General features: G+C 71.5%; 17 protein-coding genes and 1 pseudogene. 7 read left to right on the forward strand and 11 right to left on the reverse strand.

What is annotated here, in order from left to right; genetic code table 11:
• Nucleotides 1–81: 81 nt before the first annotated feature.
• Entirely contained in the window at nt 82–468 is a 387-nt protein-coding gene (locus AB0903_RS20905; protein ID WP_366704858.1) for a GntR family transcriptional regulator, read from the reverse strand.
• Between the two features lie 71 nt (nt 469–539).
• Here AB0903_RS20905 and AB0903_RS20910 point away from each other — a divergent pair, with 71 nt between their 5' ends.
• A complete protein-coding gene (locus AB0903_RS20910) occupies nt 540–1460 on the forward strand; it encodes a GNAT family N-acetyltransferase (protein WP_366704860.1) in 921 nt (306 codons plus the stop codon).
• Nucleotides 1441–1932, forward strand: coding sequence for a DUF402 domain-containing protein (locus tag AB0903_RS20915; protein ID WP_366704862.1), 492 nt, complete (start codon nt 1441–1443; stop codon nt 1930–1932). The genes AB0903_RS20910 and AB0903_RS20915 overlap by 20 nt, the downstream gene beginning before the upstream one ends.
• A 54-nt stretch (nt 1933–1986) precedes the next feature.
• On the opposite strand, the gene AB0903_RS20920 is transcribed toward AB0903_RS20915, so the two are convergent.
• The 3 genes from AB0903_RS20920 to AB0903_RS20930 are packed head-to-tail and all read right to left on the reverse strand — an operon-like array spanning nt 1987 to nt 4978.
• The gene (locus tag AB0903_RS20920) at nt 1987–3477 is read right to left on the reverse strand and encodes a tripartite tricarboxylate transporter permease (protein WP_366704864.1); all 1491 of its coding nucleotides are present in this window, start codon (nt 3475–3477) and stop codon (nt 1987–1989) included.
• Nucleotides 3477–3998: a tripartite tricarboxylate transporter TctB family protein gene (locus tag AB0903_RS20925; RefSeq protein WP_366704866.1), complete on the reverse strand. Its 522-nt coding sequence runs from the start codon at nt 3996–3998 to the stop codon at nt 3477–3479. Before AB0903_RS20925 ends, AB0903_RS20920 begins: the two co-directional genes overlap by 1 nt.
• Nucleotides 3995–4978 carry a tripartite tricarboxylate transporter substrate binding protein gene (locus AB0903_RS20930; protein WP_366704868.1) on the reverse strand — a complete coding sequence of 328 codons (984 nt, stop codon included), beginning with the start codon at nt 4976–4978 and terminating at the stop codon, nt 3995–3997. The genes AB0903_RS20925 and AB0903_RS20930 overlap by 4 nt, the downstream gene beginning before the upstream one ends.
• A 122-nt stretch (nt 4979–5100) precedes the next feature.
• On the opposite strand from AB0903_RS20930, the gene AB0903_RS20935 reads away from it, so the two are divergent.
• Nucleotides 5101–5787 (forward strand): response regulator, encoded by a 687-nt coding sequence (locus AB0903_RS20935; RefSeq protein ID WP_366704870.1) that lies wholly within the window; start codon nt 5101–5103, stop codon nt 5785–5787.
• Between the two features lie 13 nt (nt 5788–5800).
• On the opposite strand, the gene AB0903_RS20940 is transcribed toward AB0903_RS20935, so the two are convergent.
• A complete protein-coding gene (locus AB0903_RS20940) occupies nt 5801–6148 on the reverse strand; it encodes a VOC family protein (RefSeq protein ID WP_366704872.1) in 348 nt (115 codons plus the stop codon).
• Nucleotides 6149–6377: 229 nt separating this feature from the next.
• Between AB0903_RS20940 and AB0903_RS20945 the strand changes: the two are divergent.
• Nucleotides 6378–7018, forward strand: a pseudogene (locus tag AB0903_RS20945) (NAD(P)H-dependent oxidoreductase).
• Here the strand turns inward: AB0903_RS20945 and AB0903_RS20950 are convergent.
• The gene (locus AB0903_RS20950; RefSeq protein ID WP_366704874.1) at nt 6991–7356 is read right to left on the reverse strand and encodes a DUF427 domain-containing protein; all 366 of its coding nucleotides are present in this window, start codon (nt 7354–7356) and stop codon (nt 6991–6993) included. The pseudogene AB0903_RS20945 and the gene AB0903_RS20950 sit on opposite strands and share 28 nt — an antisense overlap.
• A 650-nt stretch (nt 7357–8006) precedes the next feature.
• Between AB0903_RS20950 and AB0903_RS20955 the strand changes: the two genes are divergently transcribed.
• Nucleotides 8007–9029 (forward strand): lytic polysaccharide monooxygenase, encoded by a 1023-nt coding sequence (locus AB0903_RS20955; protein ID WP_366704876.1) that lies wholly within the window; start codon nt 8007–8009, stop codon nt 9027–9029.
• Between the two features lie 66 nt (nt 9030–9095).
• Here AB0903_RS20955 and AB0903_RS20960 read toward each other — a convergent pair whose 3' ends face one another.
• From AB0903_RS20960 to AB0903_RS20970, 3 genes are all read right to left on the reverse strand, one after another.
• Nucleotides 9096–9965 (reverse strand): alpha/beta fold hydrolase, encoded by an 870-nt coding sequence (locus AB0903_RS20960; protein WP_366704878.1) that lies wholly within the window; start codon nt 9963–9965, stop codon nt 9096–9098.
• A 200-nt stretch (nt 9966–10165) separates the two neighbouring features.
• Nucleotides 10166–11185, reverse strand: coding sequence for a hypothetical protein (locus AB0903_RS20965; RefSeq protein WP_366704880.1), 1020 nt, complete (start codon nt 11183–11185; stop codon nt 10166–10168).
• On the reverse strand, nt 11182–14616 hold the full coding sequence (locus AB0903_RS20970) for a DNA polymerase III subunit alpha (protein ID WP_366704882.1): 3435 nt from the start codon (nt 14614–14616) through the stop codon (nt 11182–11184). Before AB0903_RS20970 ends, AB0903_RS20965 begins: the two co-directional genes overlap by 4 nt.
• A 246-nt stretch (nt 14617–14862) precedes the next feature.
• On the opposite strand from AB0903_RS20970, the gene AB0903_RS20975 reads away from it, so the two are divergent.
• On the forward strand, nt 14863–15930 hold the full coding sequence (locus AB0903_RS20975; protein WP_366704884.1) for a DUF3533 domain-containing protein: 1068 nt from the start codon (nt 14863–14865) through the stop codon (nt 15928–15930).
• Between the two features lie 162 nt (nt 15931–16092).
• Complete coding sequence (locus AB0903_RS20980; RefSeq protein ID WP_366704886.1) at nt 16093–16923, forward strand: alpha/beta hydrolase; 831 nt, start codon at nt 16093–16095, stop codon at nt 16921–16923.
• Nucleotides 16924–17033: 110 nt separating this feature from the next.
• Here the strand turns inward: AB0903_RS20980 and fxsT are convergent, their stop codons facing one another.
• Nucleotides 17034–20975 carry an FxSxx-COOH system tetratricopeptide repeat protein gene (gene fxsT, locus AB0903_RS20985; RefSeq protein ID WP_366704888.1) on the reverse strand — a complete coding sequence of 1314 codons (3942 nt, stop codon included), beginning with the start codon at nt 20973–20975 and terminating at the stop codon, nt 17034–17036.
• Nucleotides 20959–22296, reverse strand: coding sequence for a TIR-like protein FxsC (locus tag AB0903_RS20990; RefSeq protein ID WP_366704890.1), 1338 nt, complete (start codon nt 22294–22296; stop codon nt 20959–20961). Before AB0903_RS20990 ends, fxsT begins: the two co-directional genes overlap by 17 nt.
• Nucleotides 22297–22403 lie beyond the last annotated feature (107 nt).

Consider the following 22403-nt stretch of genomic DNA (forward strand, 5'->3'; position numbering starts at 1 on the left):
GGTCCGGGCGCGGCCCGGTTACGGGAAGGGACGAGTGGGAGATGGGACGAGTAGAGGAACAGCCTGCTGCAGGCGCCCCCGTCAGACCTCGCCCCCGCCCCCGTAAACCGCTCGTACCGCGTCCTCCACCACCCCCACCGCCGCCTCCCGCGACAGCCCCAGCCGCCGTACCCGCGCCGCGTACACCGCCGCCGCCTCCGCCGCCTCGCGCGCCGCCGCGTCACCCGCCGCCGCCACGAACGTGCCGTTGCGGCCCCTCGTCTCGATCACGCCGTCGGCCTCGAGCGCCCGGTACGCCTTGGCCACGGTGTTCGCCGCGAGGCCCAGTCGCTCCGCGAGACCGCGGACGGTCGGCAGCCGGTGTCCGACCGGCAGCGCCCCCGAGCGTGCCTGCTCGGAGATCTGCGCACGGAGTTGCTCGTACGGTGCGCCGGACGCTTCGGCATCGATGTTGATGTTCAAGGTCACGGGGTGATTCTCCACCAGGGGGCGGAAATTCGGAGGCGACGCCGCCTCCCCCGCGCGTAGCGTGCCTGGCCATGACTGTGATCGTCCGTGACTTCCGCCCCGAGGACGCCGAGACCGTGACCCGGGTCCGGCGTGCGTGCATGCCCTTCGAGGTGACGACACCCGCGTCCCTCCTCTTCGGGTTCGAGACCGCCAACCCCGCCAAGAAGTACCGGCTGTTGGTGGCTGAGCGAGAGGGGGAGCTGATCGGCACGGCACATGCCGGGATCGCGTACGACTCATCCGAGCCCGGCCAGTCCTTCGTCACCCCGCATGTCCATCCGGAGCACCGGGGTCACGGCGCGGGGGGCCTGCTGCTGCGGGTCGCCGAGGAGCATCTCGCCGCGGCGGGCGCGACGAACGTGTACGCGTGGGTGCTGGACGGCGCGGAGAGCATCGCGTTCGCCGAGAAGCGCGGCTACCGGCCCACCCGTTCCGCGCACTTCCAGCGCCTCGATCTGGCGAACGGCCCGCTCCCCGGGCTCCCCACCCTGCCACCGGGCGCCGAGCTGCGTACCGCCGCGGACTTCGAGTCCGACCCGCGGCCGATGTTCGAGGCGGACGCGGAGGCGACGTCGGACGAGCCGAGTGACATCAGCACCGATTTCGACGACTACGAGGACTGGATCGCCCACACCTGGAACGACCCGCTGCTCGACCGGCGTCTGTCCACGGTCGTCGTGGTCGACGGCAAGGTCGCGGCCTGCACGGCCGCGCTCACGGACGGCGGTACCCGCTATCTGTCCGGGATGACGGGCACCCTGCGGGCCCACCGCGGCAAGGGCCTGGCGAAGCTGGCCAAGACCGACTCGCTGCACCGGGCCCGCGCGGCGGGCTACACGGACGCCTTCACGAGCAACGACGCCGGCAACGGTCCGATGCTGGCGATCAACAGGTGGTTCGGGTACGAGATCTGCGCGACGGAGGTCCGCCATGTCCGCGCGCTCGGTTGACGTACGGCTCGTCAAGGCGGGCGCGACGAAGATCCGCTACCGGGCCGAGCTGCTCGGCGACGACGGTACGCGTCTCGTCGTCCGCGCGCCCTGGGCGGGCTCTGGCGTACGGGACTTCGGGTTCGTACGCTTCGAACCGGGCGATGTGTTCACCGAGCACTACTGGCGGGACCACTGGTACTCGGTCAAGGAGGTCCGCACGAGTGACGGCACACTCAAGGGCTGGTACTGCGACATCACCCGCCCCGCCGTACTGGCCGAGGGCGGCGACGAACTGAGCGTCGAGGACCTGGACCTCGACCTGTGGGTGTCGGCGGACGGCACGGAGATCCTGCGGCTGGACGAGGACGAGTTCGAGGAGAGCGGCCTCGCCGTCCGCGACCCCGAGGCCGCCGTGGAAGCGGTCCGCGCCCTGGACGAGCTGGAACGGCGCGCCCGGAGCGGGCGCTTCACGCGGTTGCTGGACCAATGACACGCTGAGGGGCGGACCACCGCGGCGGCCCGCCCCTCACCTCGTCGCGCCGGATCAGGCCGCCCGGCGCCGTACGACAAGCCTTCTCAGCCACGGCCAGGCCAGCAGCACCACGATCACCGCGTACACGGTCACCGAGAAGGGCGTGTTGACGAGCCCGGCGGCACTGCCGTCGCTGATCTGGAGCGCACGCCGCAGCTGCTGCTCGGCCGCCGGGCCGAGGATGACACCGATGACGGCGGGCAGCACGGGGAGCCCGTAGCGCCGCATACCGAAACCGATCAGACCGATGATCAGCAGGATCACCAGGTCGATCGCCTCGCCGCCCACCGCGTACGCGCCGACCGCCGCGAAGAACAGGATTCCGGCGTAGAGGTACGGCCGGGGGATGCGCAGCAGCTTCGCCCACAGCGGCGCGAGCGGCAGGTTCAGCGCGAGCAGCAGCACCATGCCGACGAACAGGGAGGCGATCAGGCCCCACACCAGGTCGGGTTCGCGTTCGAAGAGCAGCGGTCCTGGCTGGATTCCGTACTGCTGGAAGGCTGCCAGCATGACCGCCGCGACGGCGGTCGTGGGCAGTCCGAGCGTGAGCATCGAGACGAGGGTGCCGGCGGCGGACGCGGAGGCCGCGGACTCCGGCCCGGCCACGCCCTCGATGGCACCCTTGCCGAACTCGTCCTTGTGCTTGGAGAGCCGCTTCTCCGTGACGTACGACAGGAAGGTGGGGATCTCCGCGCCGCCCGCCGGGATCGCGCCGAACGGGAAGCCGATGACCGGCCCGCGCAGCCACGGCTTCCAGGTGCGCCTGACGTCGGACTTCGCCAGCCACGGCCGGCCGACGGGTATCGCGTCGCCGCTGTTGCGCCGCAGATGGGCGGCGACCCACAGGGCCTCGCCGATGGCGAAGAGTCCGACCGCGACGATGACGACGTCGATGCCGTCCGCGAGTTGGAGCGACCCGAAGGTCAGCCGCTGCTGGCCGGTCATCCGGTCGAGGCCGACCAGTCCGAGGGTGAGCCCGATCAGCAACGAGGCGAGGCCCCTGATCCGTGAGGAGCCGAGCACGGAGGTGACGGCGATGAAGGCCAGCACCATGATCGCGAAGTAGTCGGGGGCGCCGATGTCGACGGCCAGCTCGGCCACCGTCGGGGCGAGCACGACCAGCAGGATCGTGCCGATCACGCCGCCCGCGAAGTGACCGCCCGCCGCGGCTGCCAGCGCCTGCGCACCGCGGCCCGCCTTGGCCATCGGATTGCCCTCGATCGCGGCGACCACCGCCGCGCTCTCGCCGGGGGTGTTGAGCAGGATGGAGGTGGTGGAGCCGCCGAACATGGCCCCGTAGTAGATCCCGGCGAACATGATGAACGCCCCGGTCGGCTCCAGGCCGTACGTCACCGGCAGCAGCAGCGCGACCGCCATGGCCGGGCCGATGCCGGGCAGGACGCCGATGGCCGTGCCGAGCAGGACGCCTGTCGCCGCCCAGAGCAGGTTGATCGGGGTGAGCGCCGTGCCGAAGCCGTCGAGAAGGGAGGTGAGGGAATCCATCAGAGCACTCCCATCAGCGGGCCACCGGGGAGCGGGACGCCGAGCAGGTTGTTGAAGACGAAGTAGGTGACGAGGGAGAGGACGGCGGCGATCAGCGGGTCGCGGTCGATGCGCCGGCTGCCGAGCGCATACGCGGAGCCCCAGAAGAGCAGCGCGCCGGAGAGCGGGAAGCCGAGCGGCCCGATCAGAACCGCGCCCGCCAGGAACACCCCGGCGAGCAGCAGGACCGTACGCCAGTCGCTCGGCTCGGACAGGTCGATGTCCTCGCCGCCCTCGGCCTCGCCCCGGCCGCCTCGCAGCACGTCGACCGCCAGGAGCACGGCGACGACGAGCAGGCCGGTGCCGACGGCGATCGGGACGGTCCGGGGACCGACGGGCCCGCGCTGGGTGATGTCGACGTCCATGGTGAGCGCGTCGGTGAGGACGAGGAGGCCGATGACGAGGAGCAGCAGGCCGACACCGAGCTCGGAGTGTTCACGCAGCCAGGAGCGCCGGCCGCCGGTGGTCTCTGTCGTGCTCACAGGCCCAGCTCCTTCAGCACCTGGTCCACTTTTGCGTCCTGTTCCGTGAGGAAATCGCCGAACCTGTCTCCGGTGAGGAAGGCGTCGTCCCAGCGGTTCTTCTTCATGGAGTCCCGCCATTCCTGCGAGTCGTGCAGCTTGGTGACGAGACCGACGAGCTTGTCGCGCTCGGCGGCGGACAGGCCGGGCGGTGCGACGATGCCGCGCCAGTTGGTGAACTCGGTGTCCAGGCCGGCCTCGCGCAGGGTGGGCGCGTCCAGACCGGGTACGCGCTTCGGTCCGGTCACGGCCAGCAGCCGCAGCTCGCCCGATTTGATCTGGTCGAGGTACTCGCCGACGCCCGAGACACCGAAGGCGACCTTGTTGCCGAGGATGGAGGCGAGCAGTTCGCCGCCGCCGTCGAAGGGGATGTAGTTGACGGACTTGGGGGCGATGCCCGCCGCCTGCGCCATGAGCATGGGCGCCAGATGGTCGGGCCCGCCGGGCGAGGAGCCGCCGCCGACGGGCAGCTTGCCGGGGTTCTTCTTCCAGGCCGCGATCAGCTGGTCGATGGTCCGGTACGGGGAGTCCTTGGACACGACCACGATGTCCTGCTCCTCGGTGAGCCGGGCGATCGGGGTGGTGTCGGCGAGCGTCTTGGGCGACTTGTTGGTGTGTACGGCTCCGACGACGCCGAGGCCCATGGACATGGCCAGCCTGCCGTTGCCGTGCTCGCCGACGAGCCGGGCCAGACCGACGGTGCCGCCGGCGCCGGGCAGATTGAAGACCTCGATGTTGTGGGTGAGCCCTGCGTCCTCGGCGTTCTTCGCGGCCGTGCGGGCGGTGATGTCGTAGCCGCCGCCAGGTGTGTTGGGGACCATGAACCGCAGACCGGGGATCTGCGTCCCGGTTTCGGCGCCGCTGCCCGTGGTGAGCAGCGGCGGCCCCACGAGCACCAGCAGCGCGGCCCCGAGCAGGGCAATGGGGGTGCGCATGCGCAACTGATCGCCTCTCGTCGCAGAAGTGTGAAGTGGCCCACATGTTGCCTGCGCGTTAAGAAGCTGTCTCTCTTCCGGAATCAACGGACGTTGTGGTCCTTGCGGTCGCGGCCTAGCGTGTCGGCGTGACGAAGGTGCTGGTGGTGGACGACGACTTCATGGTCGCGAAGCTGCACAGCCGCTATGTGTCCCAGGCGGAGGGCTTCACGGTCGTCGGGGTGGCCCACAGCGGCGCACAGGCGCTGCGCGCCGCCGAGCGGCAGCGGCCCGATCTCGTGCTGCTCGACGTGTATCTGCCCGACATGGACGGGATCGCCGTGCTGCGTGAGCTGCGGGCGGCGGAGTCCGTCGACCGGGACCGCCCGCCGGTGGACGTCCTGTTCATCACGGCCGCCCGCGACGCCTCCGTCGTCCGTTCCGCGCTGCGCGCGGGCGCGCTGCACTATCTGATCAAGCCCTTCAACCAAGCCGCGCTGCACGAGCAGCTCCGGCACGTGGCGTCGCTGCGCTCTCGCCTCGACCGGCTCGACGAGGCACGCCAGGAGGATGTCGACCAGATCTTCGGTCCCCGCCCGCCGGGCTCCCGCGAACTCCCCAAGGGCCTCGCGCCCCACACGGCGGAGCTGGTCGAGCGCATCCTGCGCGAACATCCGGGTGACCTGTCGGCCTCCGAGTGCGCGGAGGCGGGCTCGCTGTCACGGGTGAGCGCGCGGCGCTACCTGGAGTACTTCGCGGAGACGGGCCGCGCCGAGGTGACCCTGCGCTACGGCGGCACGGGCCGCCCGGAGCGCCGCTACCGCCGCATCGGCTGACGGGCCGCCCGGGTCAGGAAGGCGGCTGGTGGAACCCGAACGGGGAGCCCTGGTCGTCGTGGCAGAGCCGGAAGCGTCCGAAGCGGGCGACCGTCTCCTCGTCACCTCCCACGTCGGCGTCGTCGACGCTGCCGCCGAGCTCACGCACCCGGGCGACGGCGGCCCGCATGTCGTCGACCTTGAAGAAGAGACACGGACTCGGTCCCGCGTCTCCTCCGGGGATGTTCGGCGTCCGAATCGAGTAGCCGCCGCCCTCGGTCGTCCCGGCGTCGAAGGTCCAGCCGAACAGACCGCGGTGGAAGGTGCGGGCCTGCCCGGCGTCGGCGACGCCCAGCCCGAAGAACGAGATCTCCCCGGTCACGCCATCTCCCGACGTCCGTGGAACCCGTGCGGTCCCACCGTACGGCGGGCACCAGGCGGCCGCATACGGCCGCGCGCCCGCCCCCGTGCGACGTGCCGCACGGGTGGTCCGGGCACCGGGAGTACCCCTGGGGGTAAGGAGGTTGGAAGCGGCGAACCCAGTGATCACCTGGGCGACGGCCGGTGTCACCTCTCCGCGCCGTCCTCCAGGGCCCGAGACCGGAGCAGACATGACCACCGACACGGTGACCACCGACAGCGGGACCACCGACACGGCACATGACACAGACCGTTCGTTCCTCTTCGTCCTCGGCAGTTCCCGCCCTGCCGGCAACACCGAGATCGTGCCGCCGCCGAGCAGTTGCCGGCCGGTGTCCCGCGGCGCTGGGTGGATCTGAACCGGCTCCCGTTGCCGGATTTCCAGGACGGGCGCCACGAGACCGGCGACCGGCCGGCCGTGGAGAACGAGGAGACGCTTCGGCAGGCCACTGTGGAGGCCACCGACATCGTTCTCGCCTCGCCCCTGTACTGGTACACGCTCTCCGCGCAGACCAAGCGCCACCTCGACTACTGGTCGGGCTGGCTGACGGTGCCCGAATCGGACTTCAAGCAGCGGATGTCGGGCCGGACCCTGTGGGGCGTCACCGTCATGGCGGACGAGGACGACAGCGTCGCCGACGGGCTGGCGGCCACGCTCAACCACACGGCGGCCTATCTGGGGATGAGCTTCGGCGGGCTGCTGCTCGGCAACGGCTCCCGTCCCGGTCAGGTGCGGCAGGACGAGCGGGCGCTCGTCCGTGCCAAGACCTTCTTCCGGCGCGAGGCCCCGCTCGCCCGGTTCCCCTACGAGGACACCACTTCGGTCTCGTAGAAGCAGTAGTGGCCGGCGATGGCGGCCACGTCGGGCTTCGGATCGGGATAGGCCCACACCAGATCGTCAGCGCCGGGCAGCGACCAGTAGGAGGCATCGCCCTTGAACGGACAGTGGGTACGGGTGGCGGAGGGGGTCAGGAGGTCGGTGCGTACGTCGTCGGCCGGCAGGTAGTACCGGACCGGGCAGCCGGTCTCGCGCAGCACCAGCGGCCGCCGGCTCTCGGCGAGCACCCGCCCGCCCCGTACGGCCCGGACATGCTCGTCGGCGGTTTCGACGCTGATCCGGTGGCCCCTGCCGGGTCCTTGGGCAGCCGTGTGCGGTGAAGGTGAGGTCATACCCGGGATCAGCGCCCGAGCGTGGCCCGATGTTCCCGCCCACCGCCCACCGCCCACCGCCGAAAGACGCGCACCGCCGAGGTGGATGGTGCCGGGCGCTGAGCACGGCACGGTCCGGCTCCCAAGGCGCCCGCACCGGACGGACCCTGCCGCCGTGGGCTTCCCGGTGGGCAGCCGACAGGCCCGGGTGGATCCCACCGGGACCGCACGCATCCGGCATCGGGCCGCGTCCGGCCACCGGCCATCTCCCGCCGGGCGTTCGTCCGTCGCGCCCCGGCCTCCTTGCCGGCGGCGCCCTCTTCACCGACGCCGTCACCGGCTTCCCACGCCTGCCGGTTGCCCTCTTCGGTACGTTCCGCCCGGACACAGACCGCTCCTCGCGCTTTCCCGACGCGGCCGGCCCGGCTTGTCGAGCCCGTGCCCCGGCATCGACGACCGCTCTTCCTCAGCCCCTTCTTAGCGTTGCCTTAAAGGGACCATAAGGATGCCCGTCACCCGTCCCCAGCAGGGGATTTCGGGGTGGTGAGCGGCTAGCTTGCGTAAGCCCGGGACCGGTTCGGGCAGTCGGTGCCGAAGTCCGCGGGGGGCTGCGCCGCCCGTTCGAGCCGGATCCCCGTGTCCCCCATAGCCGCTTGAAGGAGAACGTCCCCATGACCGCTCGCCGCAAGGTCACCACGGTCGCCGCCCTCGGTCTCGCGCCGCTCGCGCTCGCCGGTCTGGGCGCCGTACCGGCGTCCGCGCACGGTTCGATGACGGACCCGGTCAGCCGGATCTCGGCGTGCTTCGCCGAGGGGCCGAAGAGCCCGGACTCGGCGGCGTGCAAGGCGCTCGTCGCGGCGGGCGGGACGCAGCCGCTGTACGACTGGAACGAGGTGAACATCGCCAATGCTGCCGGGAACCACCGGCAGTTGATCCCCGACGGCAAGCTGTGCAGTGCCGGCCGTGACAAGTACAAGGGGCTGGACCTGCCCCGCGCCGACTGGCCGTCGTCCCCGATGGCGTCCGGGAACCACACCTTCCGCTACAAGGCGACCGCACCGCACAAGGGCTCGTTCGAGCTGTACCTCACCAAGGACGGTTACGACCCGACCCGGCCGCTCAAGTGGTCGGACCTGGAGGAGAAGCCGTTCGCCAAGGTCACGGACCCGAAGCTGGAGAACGGGGCGTACGTCTTCGACGGCATCGTGCCGAACAAGTCCGGCCGGCACCTGGTCTACTCGGTCTGGCAGCGCTCCGACTCCCCCGAGGCGTTCTACACCTGCTCCGACGTGGTCTTCGGCAAGGACAACGGGGGCGGCGGGGCGGCCCCGGAGGCGAGTGCCCCCTCGGACAAGGACATCGAGGACGGCGCGGACAAGTCGACGGTCGACCACGGCGGTCACGGCGGTGACAGCGGTGACGGCGGTCATGACCACGGCGAGCAGGCGGGTACGGGCACGGAGGCCGACCAGGACGCCGACCGGAACGCGCCCGAAGTGAAGGGCGCCGAGGAGCCCGCGGCCGTCCCGCAGGCCCCGGAGACGTCCGGTGAGAACCTCGCGGAGACGGGCGGGGACAGCAGCACCACCTACATGGCGGTCGGCGGCGCGGCCGCCCTGGCGGTCGGCGGCGCGGCGCTGTTCGGTCTCGGCCGCCGCGGGGTGGCACCGGCAGGTGGGCGGCACGGCCGCTGAGTGAGGCCGACGCGAAGGCCGGTCTCCGCTCACGGGAGCGGAGACCGGCCCGGTGCGTGCCCGCGGTCAGCCGAAGACGGAGGCGCAGGTGGTGGGTTTGGCGTGTGCCGGGTCGAGGGCGTTGACGACCTCGTGGTAGGCGATCAGGTCGAAGACGCCGATGGCGACGTGCTCCGAGAAGTCGACGGGGCAGAGATCCTGGAGCAGGACGTTGCGGACGTTCGGCCCGCTGAGGTACTGCGTCCGCCAGGGGGTGACCACCTCGTCGTAACGGGTGGCGATGACCGTGTACTTCACTCCGGGCACGGTGTCGCCGCCCGCGTTGAGCTTGGTGAGGAAGTCGGATCCGGCGACCTGGTCGGCGAGGGCCGGGGTGTGCGTGCCGAGCAGATCCGCCGCGCCGGGGAAGTACGGCAGCAGCCGGGTGAGACCGTTCAGGGTGGTGCCGTGGTTGCTGGGCGCGATGCCCACCAGGGCGTTCACCTTGGCCGCTCCGCCCAGGAACTTGAGGTAGTAGCGCGGCATCATGCCGCCCTGGGAGTGGCCGACGATGTCGGCCTTGGAGGCACCGGTGGCGGCGAGGACCCGGTCGACGTACCCGGAGAGCTGTTCCGCCGACTTGTCGATGGGGCCGAGGCCGTGGAAGAAGGGCACGTTCGGAAGCTGCCCGTAGTCGAGGGAGAAGACACAGTATCCGCGCTTCGCCAGGTAGGGGGCGAGGACGAGCCAGTTGTCGACCGAGTTCCCGAGGGTTCCGTGGACGAGGACGACGGGGCGGGGATGGGCGGCGGAGGGTTTGCAGTCGTAGTTGTTCCAGCCACTGCTGGGGGCGGCGGTGGTGGACGCGGCGGTGGCGGTGGCGGCAGGGGTCAGAGCGACGGCCACTGCGAGCATGAGGGCTGACAGCGGTCTGAGCGCACGTTTCCAAGGCAGCATCGGGCGATCTCCTTGCGGCTCAAGGGAGTTCGATGGCTGGATTTGCTGTGCTCACGACAACTTACGAGTGGGTAACCATCACTGGGAAGTTACGCGTCGGTAAAAACTGACTTTTCTTCAGACTTACGAAACGACATGTAGCGCAGGTCAGGGCCGTCCCGAGTCCGTTCGGAACCGGCCCGGAAAGGCCCGGATCCGCCTCAGGCCGCCAGCGACCCCGGCACGACGGCCCGTGGGCCGAACTTCGCCCGAGCCCGGTCCGCCACTTCCTCGAGCCTGCGCGCCCGCTCGTCGGCAGGGTCGAACGTCAGCTGCCGCGCGGCCCGTTCGGCAGCCGTCATGTCCTCGGCCCGCAGCGACAGACCCCGCACCCTGGCCCGCTGGAGCCCGAGCGCCTCGTGAAGCGCGTACGCGACGTCGGCGAGTGCCGCCGAGTGGGCGGTCGGCTCACGCAGGGTGCGGGTACGGGTGGTCGTGGACCGGTCGGCGTAGCGCACGGTGAGCGTCAGGGACCGGCACACCTGGCGCTCGCCCCGCATCCGTGACCCCAGCTCCTCGGCGAGCGAGAGCAGCGCCCGCCGGTGCTCCACCTGGTCCAACTCGTCGATTCCAAAGGTGCGTTCGGCGGCCATGGAGCGCGAGAGGGCGTTCGGGACGACCGCCGTACGGTCGATGCCGCGCGCCAGCTCCCACACCTCGCGCCCGGCCCGGGTGCCCAGGATCCGCTGGACCACGGCGAGCGGCACGCCGGCGAGCCGGCCGACGGAGTCGAGCCCGTACGCGCACAGGGTGCGGGCGGTCACCGGACCCACCCCGTCGAGCACGCCGACCGGCTTGCCGGCCAGGAAGGCCGCGCACTCCTCCTCCGTCACCACCAGGGTCGTACCGGGTGCGGCCTCCCGTGCCGCCATCCTGGCGAGCATGGGTACGGGGCCGGCGCCGATCACGCAGTCCACGCCGCAGTGGGCGAGCGCCCGCACCCGCAGCAGCGCGGCGAGTTCGACCGCGTCCCGTCCGAAGTACCGCTGCGCGCCCCGGACGTCGAGGAGCGCCCCGTCCGGCGGCAGGGCCTGCACGACGGGGCTGATGCCCTCGGCCAGGGTGAGCAGCGCGGGCAGCGCCGCCTCGCCGCCTCCTGCCCCGAGCGCGGGCAGCGCCGCCTCGCCGCCTCCCGTTCCACGTGCGGGCGGCGCGAGCAGGAAACGTGCGCAGAGGATCATCCGGCGCTCCCCGGGCTCTGGTGCCACAGCTTCCTTCCGCTCGCGGCGCCTTCTCCGGCGGGCCGGAGGTCGGCCCACGGGTTGAGCTCGTATCCGGTCGGCAGCTGGATACGGCGGCCGCTGTCGGAGCTCTCGCCGTCCTGCCGCACCGGCGCCGCCAGCCGGGCGGCGACCGCGTCGAGGCCGCCGGTGCGCCGGAGTTCCACCAGCTCCGCCAGGTTCCAGGCGGCCGAGCCGACCACACTGAGGCTGCGCGGTCCGCGCCGCTGCACCACTCCGCGCACCAGCAGCAGCCAGGAGTGGAAGACGGTGTGGGCGCAGGCGGCGTGGCTGTCGTCGAAGAAGGCGAGGTCGACCAGGCCGGTGCCGTCGTCGAGCGTGGTGAAGATGACCCTCCTGCCGGAACGGATCGGCGGTGTCTGGGTGGCCGCCTTGGCGCCCGCGACGAGCACCGTCGCCCCGTGCGGCGCACCGCGGAGCCGCTGCGCGGAGAGCACGCCCAGCTCGGCCAGGAAGGCATGGTGATCGGCCATCAGGTGACGGGAGGCGTCCATGCCGAGCACACCCAGCTCGGCGCTGAGGCGTTCCGCGTCACCCAGGTCGGGCAGCCCGACGGGGGCGGTCCGCTGCCCCTGGGCGAGGGGGAGCCCGCCGTCGTAGGACGCGGCGCCGCGCCGGGAGCGGTGCAGTTCGGCGAGGTGCAGCAGCAGGTCGCGGCGGTTGGCGCCGAAGGCGTCGAGCGCGCCGACCTGGGCGAGCCGCTCGGCGACCGGTCGCGAGGGGCAGGCCCGCTGCCAGAAGTCCAGCAGCGAGGAGTACGGCTGCCCGGCTTCGATACGGGTGGCCTCCGCCTCGCTGATGCCGTGTACGTCCGAGAGCGCGAGCCGCAGTCCCCACTTGCCGGAATCCGACTCACCCATCTGATCAGACACCAGTTCGATTCGATGGGCGACCGCGGACCGGTTCACGTCCAGCGGCAGCACCGGCACCCCGCGCCGCCGTGCGTCCGCGAGCAGCAGCCGCTTCGGGTACATGCCGGGGTCGTGGGTGAGCAGCCCGGCATAGAAGGCCGCCGGGTGGTGCGCCTTGAGCCAGGCCGACTGGTACGTCGGCACGGCGAACGCGACCGCGTGCGCCTTGCAGAAGCCGTACGAACCGAATGCCTCGACGATCTGCCAGGTGCGGCCGATCACCTCGGGCGCGTATCCCTTCGCCCCGGCGCTCTGCGCGAACCAGACCTTGATCCTGCCCTGCGACTCCGGGTCGGACAGGCCGCGCCGCACCCGGTCGGCCTCGGCCCGGCCGCAACCGGTCATGATGTCCAGGATCTCGATGATCTGCTCATGGAAGACGACCACCCCGTACGTCTGGTTCAGCGGCCCTTCCAGGTGGGGATGCGGATAACGGGCGGGCGCGCGGCCGTGCCTGGCCTCGATGAACGGCCGCACCATGTCGGCCGCGACCGGGCCCGGCCGGAACAGCGAGATGTCGACGACCAGGTCGCCGAAGGTCTCCGGCTGCAGCCGCCCCACCAGATCGCGCTGGCCGGGCGACTCGATCTGGAAGCAGCCCAGCGTCTGGGCCGACTTGATGAGCCGGTAGGTGTCCGGGTCGCCCGGCGGGACGGCGTCGAGGTCGACCTCCTCGCCGCTCGCCCTGCGCACCTCGGCGACCGCGTGCGCCATCGCCGACTGCATCCGCACCCCGAGGACGTCGAGCTTGAGCAGCCCCAGCTCCTCCACGTCGTCCTTGTCGAACTGCGACATGGGGAATCCCTCGCCGCTGGTGGGCACCACCGGTGTACGGGTGAGCAGCGAGGCGTCGGACAGCAGCACGCCGCACGGGTGCATGGCGACCCCGCGGGGCAGCGCGTCCAGCGCCTCGACCAGCTCCCAGAGCCTGCCGTGCTCCTCTCCCGCCACGCCGCGCAGTTCCGGCAGCTCCTCCAGGGCCGCGCGGGCGTCACGGGCCCGGATGTGCGGGAAGGACTTGGCGATCCTGTCGATCTCGGCCGGGTCCATGGACAGGGCCGCACCCACGTCCCGTACCGCATGGCGCACCCGGTAGGTCTCGGGCATGGCGACGGTCGCGACCCGCTCCTCGCCGAAGCGGCCGATGATCGACCGGTAGACCTCGAGCCGGCGGGCGGACTCCACGTCGATGTCGATGTCGGGCAGCACCCGGCGCCGCTTGGACAGGAAGCGCTCCATCAGCAGGCCGTGCTCGACCGGGTCGGCGTGCGCGATGCCGAGAAGGTGGTTGACCAGGGAACCGGCCCCGGAGCCGCGCGCCGCGACCCGGATGCCCATGCCCTTCACGTCGTCCACCACTTGGGCGACCGTCAGGAAGTAGGAGGCGAAGCCGTGGTGGGCGATGATGTCCAGCTCGTGGTGCATCCGCTCCCAGTACTCGCGCCGGCCGTCGTAGCCGCGCAGCACCATCCCGGCGGCCGCCCGGGAGGCCAGTACCCGCTGCGCCGTGCGGTACTCGGCGCCGACGAGGGCCGGCTCCGGGAAGTGGACGCTGCCGATCCCGAGGTCGTCGTCGGGATCGACCAGGCACTCGGCGGCCGTCTCCTCCGTCATGGCCAGCAGTCGGTGCGCGGTGTCCCGCCGGAAGCCCGCGGCCTCGGCGACCCGCTCCGCGAGACGGGCCATCGCGGCCGGGTCCTTGAGCCAGCGCTCGCCGCTGTCGAGACCTTTGCGCGGGTCGATCGGTACCAGGCGGCGGGCCGCGTCGAGGACGTCGGCGACCGGGCCCCGGCCGGGGTCGGCGTACCGGACGGCGTTGGTCAGCACCGCCCGTACGCCCTGCTCGGCGGCGAGGCCGAGGGTGCGGGCGGCGTGCCGCAGCGAACCTGCTCCGGTGCCGGTGCGGCCGTGGTGCACGACTTCCAGACGCAGCCGGTCGCCGTACCGGTCCCGCCAGGGGGCGAGCAGTTTGGCGGCACGGTCCGGGCGGCCGGCGGCCAGGGCGCCGCCCACCTCGGAGGACGGGCCGAGCAGCACGGTCAGCCCGTCGCCGTGGTTGTCGTCCCAGGGCAGCAGCGGGCTGCGCGGGTCACTCGCGTGGGCAGCGGTGATCATCCGGCACAGCGCGGTCCAGCCGTCGCGGTCCCGGGCGAGGAAGACGTTCCGGGGCGCGGACTCGTCGACGAACGCTCCACCGCGCACCGGTGTACGGCGCCGCTCGGCAGGCCCGTCCTGCCGCTCCCTCTCCCCCACGGCGAGGTCGGCCCCGAACAGCGGCCGCACGCCCTCCTTGGCACAGGCCGAGGCGAAGCGGACCGCCCCGGCGAAGGTGTCCCGGTCGGTCAGCGCGAGGGCGTCCATGCCGCGCTCGGCGGCGGACGCGGCCAGCCGCTCCGGGTGGGAGGCCCCGTATCTCAGGGAGAACCCGGAAACGGTGTGCAGATGCGTGAAGCCTGACATCCGCACCTCCTGGATCAGTCGTTCTCACCTCCCCCACCTCCACCATAGACCAGTTTCGAACATACGTACGACACATTCTCGCCACCCGGCCCCCCGGCCCGGACGGGGGGCCGCGGCCGTGGCGGGACGGCCGGCAGGGCCGGTCGCGACAGCGGAATCACGGACGGCACGGCCATGGGGTACGGGCCGTGACCCATTCGGCCCGTACCACCTGCGCCGGACACGGACGCGGTCGAGCGTTGGGCCATGGCACAGACATACGACGGACGACGCAGGGGTTTCCTCGGCGAGGTGACGGACGCGGTGAGCCTGCGGGCCGCGGCCCTGGTCCTCGGGGTGCTGGCGCTCCAGCTCGGCTTCATCACGTCGTACATCGGCGCTTTCCACCAGCCGGAGCCGGACAGGATCCCGCTGGCCGTCACGTCACCCGACACCCAGGCCGCCGACGAGGCCCTCTACCGGCTCGACCGGCTGCCGGGCGCCCCCCTCGAACCGCGCACCGTCGCCGACGAGGCGGCGGCCCGGCGGCAGATCATGGAACGGGAGGTCGACGGGGCGCTCGTCATCGATCCGCGGGGCACCACCGACCGGCTGCTGGTCGCGGGCGGTGCGGGCGGGGCACTCGCGCAGGCGCTCACCGAGGTCGTCTCCAAGGCCGAACAGTCGCAGGGCCGTGAGGTACGGGTGGTCGACGTCGTCCCCGGCGCCGCGGGCGACGCGCGGGGGCTCTCCTCGTTCTATCTGGTGGTCGGCTGGTGCGTGGGCGGCTATCTGTGCGCGGCGATCCTGGCGATCAGTGCGGGCGCCCGGCCGGCCAACACGAACCGCGCCGTCATCCGGCTCGGCGCACTGCTGCTGTACTCGATCGCCGCGGGACTGCTCGGCACGGTCATCGCGGGCCCCGTGCTGGGCGCACTGCCCGGCAGCGTCTGGGCCCTGTGGGGGCTCGGCACGCTGGTCGTCTTCGCGGTCGGCGCGGTGACGCTGGCGCTGCAGGGGCTGGCGGGCGTCATCGGCATCGGGCTGGCGATCCTGCTGGTGGTGGTCCTCGGCAATCCGAGCGCGGGCGGCGCGTATCCGTACCCGCTGCTGCCGCCGTTCTGGCAGGCGATCGGCCCGGCGCTGCCACCGGGTGCGGGCACGTACGCGGCGCGCTCGATCGCGTACTTCCGGGGGAACGGGGTGGGCGGGCCGACGCTGGTGCTCGCGGCGTGGGCGGTGGGGGGTGTGGTGGTCACGCTGGCCTGCGCGGTGGTGCGGGCCCGGTCGTACCGGGACGGGATTCACACAGCGGGCCCGTCTCCTGATGGGTAATCACCCGACGGACGGGGAAGCTCATGATGTCTGCACAGGACACGTACGCCAGGCTGTACGTGAGGTACTTCAGGCAGCTACACGGCCATGCCCGAGGGCGTGTCCGGCGAAGGGGGCGTTCGGGTGCGACGTCGGGTGCGCGTGTCGGACGGACGGCATCTGATGGTGGAGCGACTGGGCGATCCACGCGGCAAACCGGTCTTCCTGCTGCACGGCACACCGGGCAGCAGACTCGGCCCCGCGCCGCGCGGCATGGTGCTCTATCAGCGCGGCACCCAGCTCATCGCCTACGACCGGCCTGGGTACGGCGGTTCCGACCGCCTCGCGGGCCGCAGCATCGCCGATGTCACCCAGGACGTACGGGCGATCGCCGACGAGTTGGGGCTGGAGCGCTTCGCCGTCGTGGGCCGTTCCGGCGGCGCTCCGCACGCGCTCGCGTGCGCGGCGCTGATGCCCGACCGGGTCACCCGTACCGCCGCGCTGGTGACCCTCGCACCCAGGGACGCGGACGGTCTCGACTGGTTCGAGGGCATGGCCACGTCGAACGTCACCGAGTACACCAGCGCCCTGACCGACCCGGCCGGTCTCGTGGAACGGTTCACCGTGCGCTCAGCCGAGATCAGACAGGACCCGGTGCGGCTGCTCAACGATCTGCGCAGGGAGCTCACCGAATCCGACCGCATGGTGGTGTCCGACGCCGGTCTGAGGTCCATGCTGCTGCGCAACTACCAGGAGGCGCTGCGCACTTCGGCGTACGGGTGGATCGACGACGCGCTCGCGTTCTGCAGCCCGTGGGGCTTCGACCCGGCGGACATCCGGGGACCGGTGATGCTGTGGCACGGGGAGAAGGACGTCTTCTCCCCGGTGGGCCACTCCCGCTGGCTCGCCCAGCGCATCCCGGGCGCGACGGCTGTCCTGGAGCCGGCCGCCGCGCACTTCGACGCCTTCCACGCGCTGCCCCGCGTCCTCACCTGGCTGCTCGAGGACGCCTGAGCCGTCGGAAGGCGACGGAGCCGGTCGAGAGCACGCCCGGGCACGTTGAGAACACTCGGGCCCAATTCGCGAACATCCGGGCGCTCGACCGCACCGAGGCCGCTCGCGGCTCACACCGCCAGCGGCTCCAGGTCGCGGTAGACGCGGCGTTCGTCCTTCGCGATCCGGGTCAGCGCGTGCTCCTCGCCCAGCAGCCGCTGCAGCTGCTCCACCACCTCGGCCCGCGTCTGCGCCGCCTCGTCCTTGCGCCCGAGCAGGCCGAGCGTGACGGACATGTTGGAGGCGATGGCGAGCACCTCGGGGTGGTGTGCGCCGAGCCCGTCGCGCAGCCGGGTCACGGTCCGCTGCTCGATCTCCAGTGCCTCGTCGCAGAGTCCCAGGTCGGCGAGGGCGTTGGCGAGGTTGATCGTGCCGTACAGGGCGTGCGGATGGTTCTCGCCCAGCACCTCCCGCATCGTGGCGACGACCTCCCGCAGCAGCCGCTCCGCGGACTCGGGCATCCCGCAGCCCCACTCGTAGATCCCGAGGTTGTTGATCGCGGCCAATGAGTACGGGTGCCGTTCGCCCGGCACCTGCCGGTACTGGTCGACGACCTCCTGAGCCAGGTCCCGGGCCGCCACCGGCTCCCCCGCCGCGAAAAGATCGGCCGCCATGTTCAGGTCGCAGGCCAGCGAATCCGGATTGGCGGACGTGTACTTGGCGCGGTATCGGTTGCGGGTCGCCGTCGTCAGCCGCCGGGCGTCCTCCAGCCGGCCGGCCCTGCGCAGCGACACCGCGAGGCTCTTGGCCGCGGCCAGGGTGCCCGGGAACGTCCGGCCCAGCTGCTCCTTGTAGACGTCGTAGGTACGGCTGAGAACCGCCACGGAGTCCTCGTACCGTCCGACCTCCCTGAGGTCGCGGGCGAGGTTCATCGCGGAGTTCAGCGTGTACGGGTGCTCCGGGCCGAGCACCTCGCTGCGCCGGTCGAAGACCTCCTGGTCGATCTCGCGGGCCCGGGCGTACTGCCCGACCATGCGCAGGTTCAGCGCCAGGTTGTTGGCCGCGGCCAGAGTGCGCGGGTGGGATTCGTGGAAGATCTGGCTGAACCCCTCGTGTGCCTCGGTCGCCAGCTCCATGGCCCTCCCGTACTCGCCGAGCGTGCCGAGGTCCATCGCCAGACCGCTGGTGGTCATGTACGTGTGCGGATGCGTGGGGCCGAGCACCGCGCGCTGCCGCTCCAGGGTCACCTCGTCGAGGTTCCTGGCCTCCATGTAACGGCCTTGGGAGCGGAGGATGTTGGAGAGGTGGAAGCGCAGGTACAGATACTGCAGGTCGTTGTTGCCCAGCCTGTCCTTCCATTCCTCGCGCAGGTCGCTGGCGAGGGCGTAGGCGGTCTTCCAGTCACCGCGCTTCCACAGGTAGCGCACCCGGTCGATCAGCAGCCGGCGCGTCTCCGGCTCCTTGCAGTATCTGGCCTCCGAGGGGCCGAGGTGCGGCCAGATGGTGTTGAACCGCGGCCAGGTGTCGGGGTTGTCTATCGGCTCGTCGTCGTCGGGCCTGGCGCCGGCGAGGATGCGGTGGACGGCGTGCCGCGCGTCCATCTGCTCCTGCTCGCTGAGCTGCGCCCGGATGACGGCCTGCACCAGCCGGTGCACCTGGATGGAGTTGGAGACCTGGTCGACCTTGGCGAGGGCGAACCTGCCGATCTCCCTGATGACTCTGCCGAGGACCAGCTTCTCCTGGAGGGAGGCGTCGTACGGCTTGAGGGCGTCGATCATCTCCTTGCTGTAGAGGAGGTTCGCGGAGATCGGCTCGGGAGCGAAGAAGGCGCACAGCTGGAGCAGCCTGACGGCCGCGGGCGAGCGTTCCTTGAGCCGCTGGATGGACACGTTCCAGGTGGCGGCGACCGGCTCCGGGTATCCGACGGGCTGGTTGAGCGCGAGGACGCTCGCGGCCTGCTCGCGCAGCTGTTCCAGGTAGGCGCTGACCGGTGTGGCGGTCTCCGCGATCCAGGCCGCGGCCTGTTCGACGGCGAGGGGCAGGTCTCCCACGGCGGTGGCGACCTGGTCGGCGTCCTCCACGCTCAGTCCGCGGGCGCGCCGCTGGATGTGCTCGATGGACTCATCGCGCAGGAAGACGTCGACGGGCAGCGCGTCGCCGTACTGCGACCAGCTCTGGTTCCTCGAGGTGACCAGCACGTGCCCGGGTCCGCCGGCGGGGAAGTACCGCTTCAGCTGCTCGGGGTCGTCCGCGTTGTCGAAGACCAGCAGCCAGCGTTTCGACGGCACTCCGCGCCGCAGCAGGTCCATGGCCTCCTGGGAGGCGGCGGCCATGTCCTCACCGCCCTGCGCGCCGAGGCGGACGGCCAGTTCGGCGAGTCCGGCGATCACGTCGTCGGGCTGCTCTGCGGAGATCCACCAGACCAGGTCGTAGTCGGCCATGAAGCGGTGGACGTATTCGAGGGCCACCTGGGTCTTGCCGACGCCGCCGAGACCGTAGAGGGTCTGCGGCTGCGGCAGCACCGCGGCCACGGACATGCCGCCGCCGAGCTGGTCCCGCATCCGCTCCAGGACCACGGAGCGGCCGGTGAACCCGGGGTTGCGGGGCGGCGCGTTCCAGATCTTCGGCACCGTTCCGGGGAACCGGGGGCCGGGCGAGGAGGGCTCCGGGAGCTGCACCGGGCGGTCGAGGGCGCGCAGCAGCGCACCGGTGGCGTGCGTCTCGTCGAGCCGGAACAGGTCGACGGGGTTGCGGTCGATGTACGGGGTGGTCAGCCGGACGTCGCCGACGCGGACCGGCAGCAGATGCCGTCGGCCACCGCCGGGGTCCTCGGCGGCGGCGCGCTGGAAGACTTCGACGGCGCGTGCGGACTTGAGGTACGCGCTGGACAGCAGCACCACCGTGCGTGCCGCGTTCGAAGCGGCGGCCGCGTCGATCTCCACCGGGTCGCCTTCGGCGGACACGTCACGCGGCACGACCCGGAAGCCGGCCCGGCTGAGTACGTACTCGACCCAGTCTGCCCACATGCGGTTCTCGGCGACGTAGCTGAGGAAGAGGTCGGCGGGCAGCGCCGGGCGGCGGCGGGTGAAGGCGTCCCTGATGCGCAGCCGGACGTCCTCGTTGACCGGCGGCATCGAGGCGATCTGCCCGTCGGTGACGACGGCGGCGAGCCGTTCGAAGGCGGAGAGCAGCGAGCTGGTGAGCCCGGCCTCGTCGCCGAAGGTCGCGAGCGTCTCCTCGTAGGCGTAGTACGGCCGGTAGGGGATCTCCACCGCGCCCCAGTAGGCGGCGCCCTCCTCCGCGGTGAGGCCGCTGGGGAACCGGTCGAACTTCAGGCGTGCGAGGGCCCGTCCGGCGTCGGCCTTCTCCTTCTCGCCCTCGTCGATGCGCATCGGCACGGGGAGGATCTTGATGCCCCGGCCGCCGTACCGTTCGTCGATCTGCCGGGCGACCGACGCGGCGCCGTCGATCGACTGGTCGCTGAGCGTGAAGCAGTCGACGAGGACGTCGGGCAGATGGACGGTGCAGATGTCGGCGATGTCGCTGAGACCGGTGCGGCTGTCGATGAGGACGTAGTCGTAGTTGGCCTTCATGTCGTCGCGCAGTGCGTCGAAGAAGTGCCCGCCGCCGAGGCGGTCGTAGAAGTTGTCCCAGTCGAAGGTGGAGACGGTGGCCGAGTACTCGCGGTTCTGCTTGCCCGCGGAGACGAAGTCGAGCGTGCCGCCCCGGGGGAATTCCCAGCCGAGGTTCTCCGGGGTGAGGGAGACGGCGTGCGGCTGTATGCGCGCGTAGTCCCGGTGCCAGTCGGGGCGGCGCGGCTCGGGATTGGTCGCGGCCCAGGCGAACTCGGTGATCAGGTCGATGACGCCGGTGGTGGCCCCGAGTGTGGACGGGTCGAGGAAGGGGTGGAAGAAGCGGTGCAGGCCGGGCGCTTCCAGGTCCCAGTCGACCGCCAGAACCCGCTTGCCGTTCGCGGCGAGTATCCATGCCACGTTGGCCATGGCCATGGTGCGCCCGGTACCTCCTTTGTACGAGTAGAAGGTGACGATGCGCCCGTCACGACTGGCTGTCATCCGTGTCCTCCGCATCAGGGGCGATGTCACGCACGTTCGGGATGTACTGGGTGGTGCCGTACTCGGCCATCGGGCCGCGCAGCCGGGGCCGTTCGCCGTGGCTGCCGCCGCCCGGCGGGGCCGGCGGGAAGACGTCGGCGTGGCGCAGGTACTCCTGGGCGGCCGCCTCCGCCACCTGGGGCAGCAGCTGCCCGAATGCCTCCATGGTGTACACCCCCCTGGCCGCCGCCTGGCAGGCCGCACGGCCGTGGCCCATGTGGTGCGGCATGGTGCGTTCCAGCTTCTCGATCAGCGCGGCCTCCGACGCGCGGCTGCTGTCGGGGTCGTCGCGGTTCCAGGGGACGACGACGCTGACCCAGGGGCGCGGCTGCGCGTCGAAGGCGGCGAGCTTGCGCCGCCGTTCCTCGTTCTCCAGGGCCCAGCGGTCGACGAGCAGGATCTCCGGGCGGGTCGGCGGCCGGCCTGCGGCCGTCAGGGGTTCGTGGTCGAACGAGGAGACGGTCGGCTGGTAGTTGAGAGAGCGCACCAGGTCCTGGGCGATGGACGCCAACGGGCGTGCGGAGTCCGGGTGGTACGGGTTCCAGTCCTGGGACTGCTTGCCGTAGAAGTCGGCCGACCGGCCGGGCGGCAGGTCGTGGCTGGTGGGTGCGGCGACGGTGATGTGCATGGGCCGCGGGCCGACGCTGAGCCGGCCGAAGGCACTGGGCGCCTGACGGAACTCGACCGGGCTGCCGGGCGCGAGCCGGGTGGTGTCGGCGACGCTCACGATCCGTTTCGCGAGTTCGTAGACTGCCGCCTCGTACTCCTCCGCGAATATCCGGAGCTTGATCAACCCGTAGAGGCCGTCGGTCACATAGCGGTCACCGAAGGCGCGGTGGTTGAACTGCAGCCGCTCCGCGGGGCCCGGCAACTGCTCGGGCGGCATCGGCACCCATAACGCCGGGACGATCGCCTCCGCGGGGCGGTTGCTCTTCGCATGGTGGTAGATGGCCCGCTGGGCGAAGGCGTACCACTCCTTGCCGCACATCTCGCTGGCGAAGTAGCGCGGGGAGAAGAGCGGGACGAAGACCCGGCAACTGGCCAGCACTTCCCCCAGCCGCTCCGACCAGCCCTCCCCCGAACGTATCTCCCGGTCCATGAAACCGGCCGGAGAGCCGGCCGGGAGATCGGTCATGGCCATCACATGGCCGACCAGGTCGCGGAACAGCCGCTCGACCCACATGTCGGGGTCCGGGCCTCCCGCCCCGTACCGCGGTGTGTGCGCGTAGCTCAAGAAGAAGTACGGCCGATGGTCCGCCGTCCGCTGCGCTGAATCCGACACACGACCCCCGTCCTGCGTGAACACCCGGCCTGACACCCGGCATCAGTGAAAGACGCGAGCGAATTAATCATTCCGGAGCGTGCCATGCTCCATCCCCCCGCCGTTCG

The sequence above is a fragment of the Streptomyces sp. NPDC048389 genome (assembly GCF_040706335.1).
Lineage (GTDB): Bacteria > Actinomycetota > Actinomycetes > Streptomycetales > Streptomycetaceae > Streptomyces.

Excerpts from the sequence above, each read along its gene's own strand:
- AB0903_RS20955 (WP_366704876.1), top strand. The coding sequence starts at position 8,007 with ATGACCGCTCGCCGCAAGGTCACCACGGTCGCCGCCCTCGGTCTCGCG.
- AB0903_RS20920 (WP_366704864.1), bottom strand. The coding sequence starts at position 3,477 with ATGGATTCCCTCACCTCCCTTCTCGACGGCTTCGGCACGGCGCTCACC.
- AB0903_RS20950 (WP_366704874.1), bottom strand. The coding sequence starts at position 7,356 with ATGACCTCACCTTCACCGCACACGGCTGCCCAAGGACCCGGCAGGGGC.
- AB0903_RS20910 (WP_366704860.1), top strand. The coding sequence starts at position 540 with ATGACTGTGATCGTCCGTGACTTCCGCCCCGAGGACGCCGAGACCGTG.
- AB0903_RS20970 (WP_366704882.1), bottom strand. The coding sequence starts at position 14,616 with ATGTCAGGCTTCACGCATCTGCACACCGTTTCCGGGTTCTCCCTGAGA.
- fxsT (WP_366704888.1), bottom strand. The coding sequence starts at position 20,975 with ATGACAGCCAGTCGTGACGGGCGCATCGTCACCTTCTACTCGTACAAA.
- AB0903_RS20980 (WP_366704886.1), top strand. The coding sequence starts at position 16,093 with ATGGTGGAGCGACTGGGCGATCCACGCGGCAAACCGGTCTTCCTGCTG.
- AB0903_RS20960 (WP_366704878.1), bottom strand. The coding sequence starts at position 9,965 with ATGCTGCCTTGGAAACGTGCGCTCAGACCGCTGTCAGCCCTCATGCTC.
- AB0903_RS20915 (WP_366704862.1), top strand. The coding sequence starts at position 1,441 with ATGTCCGCGCGCTCGGTTGACGTACGGCTCGTCAAGGCGGGCGCGACG.
- AB0903_RS20965 (WP_366704880.1), bottom strand. The coding sequence starts at position 11,185 with ATGATCCTCTGCGCACGTTTCCTGCTCGCGCCGCCCGCACGTGGAACG.
- AB0903_RS20975 (WP_366704884.1), top strand. The coding sequence starts at position 14,863 with ATGGCACAGACATACGACGGACGACGCAGGGGTTTCCTCGGCGAGGTG.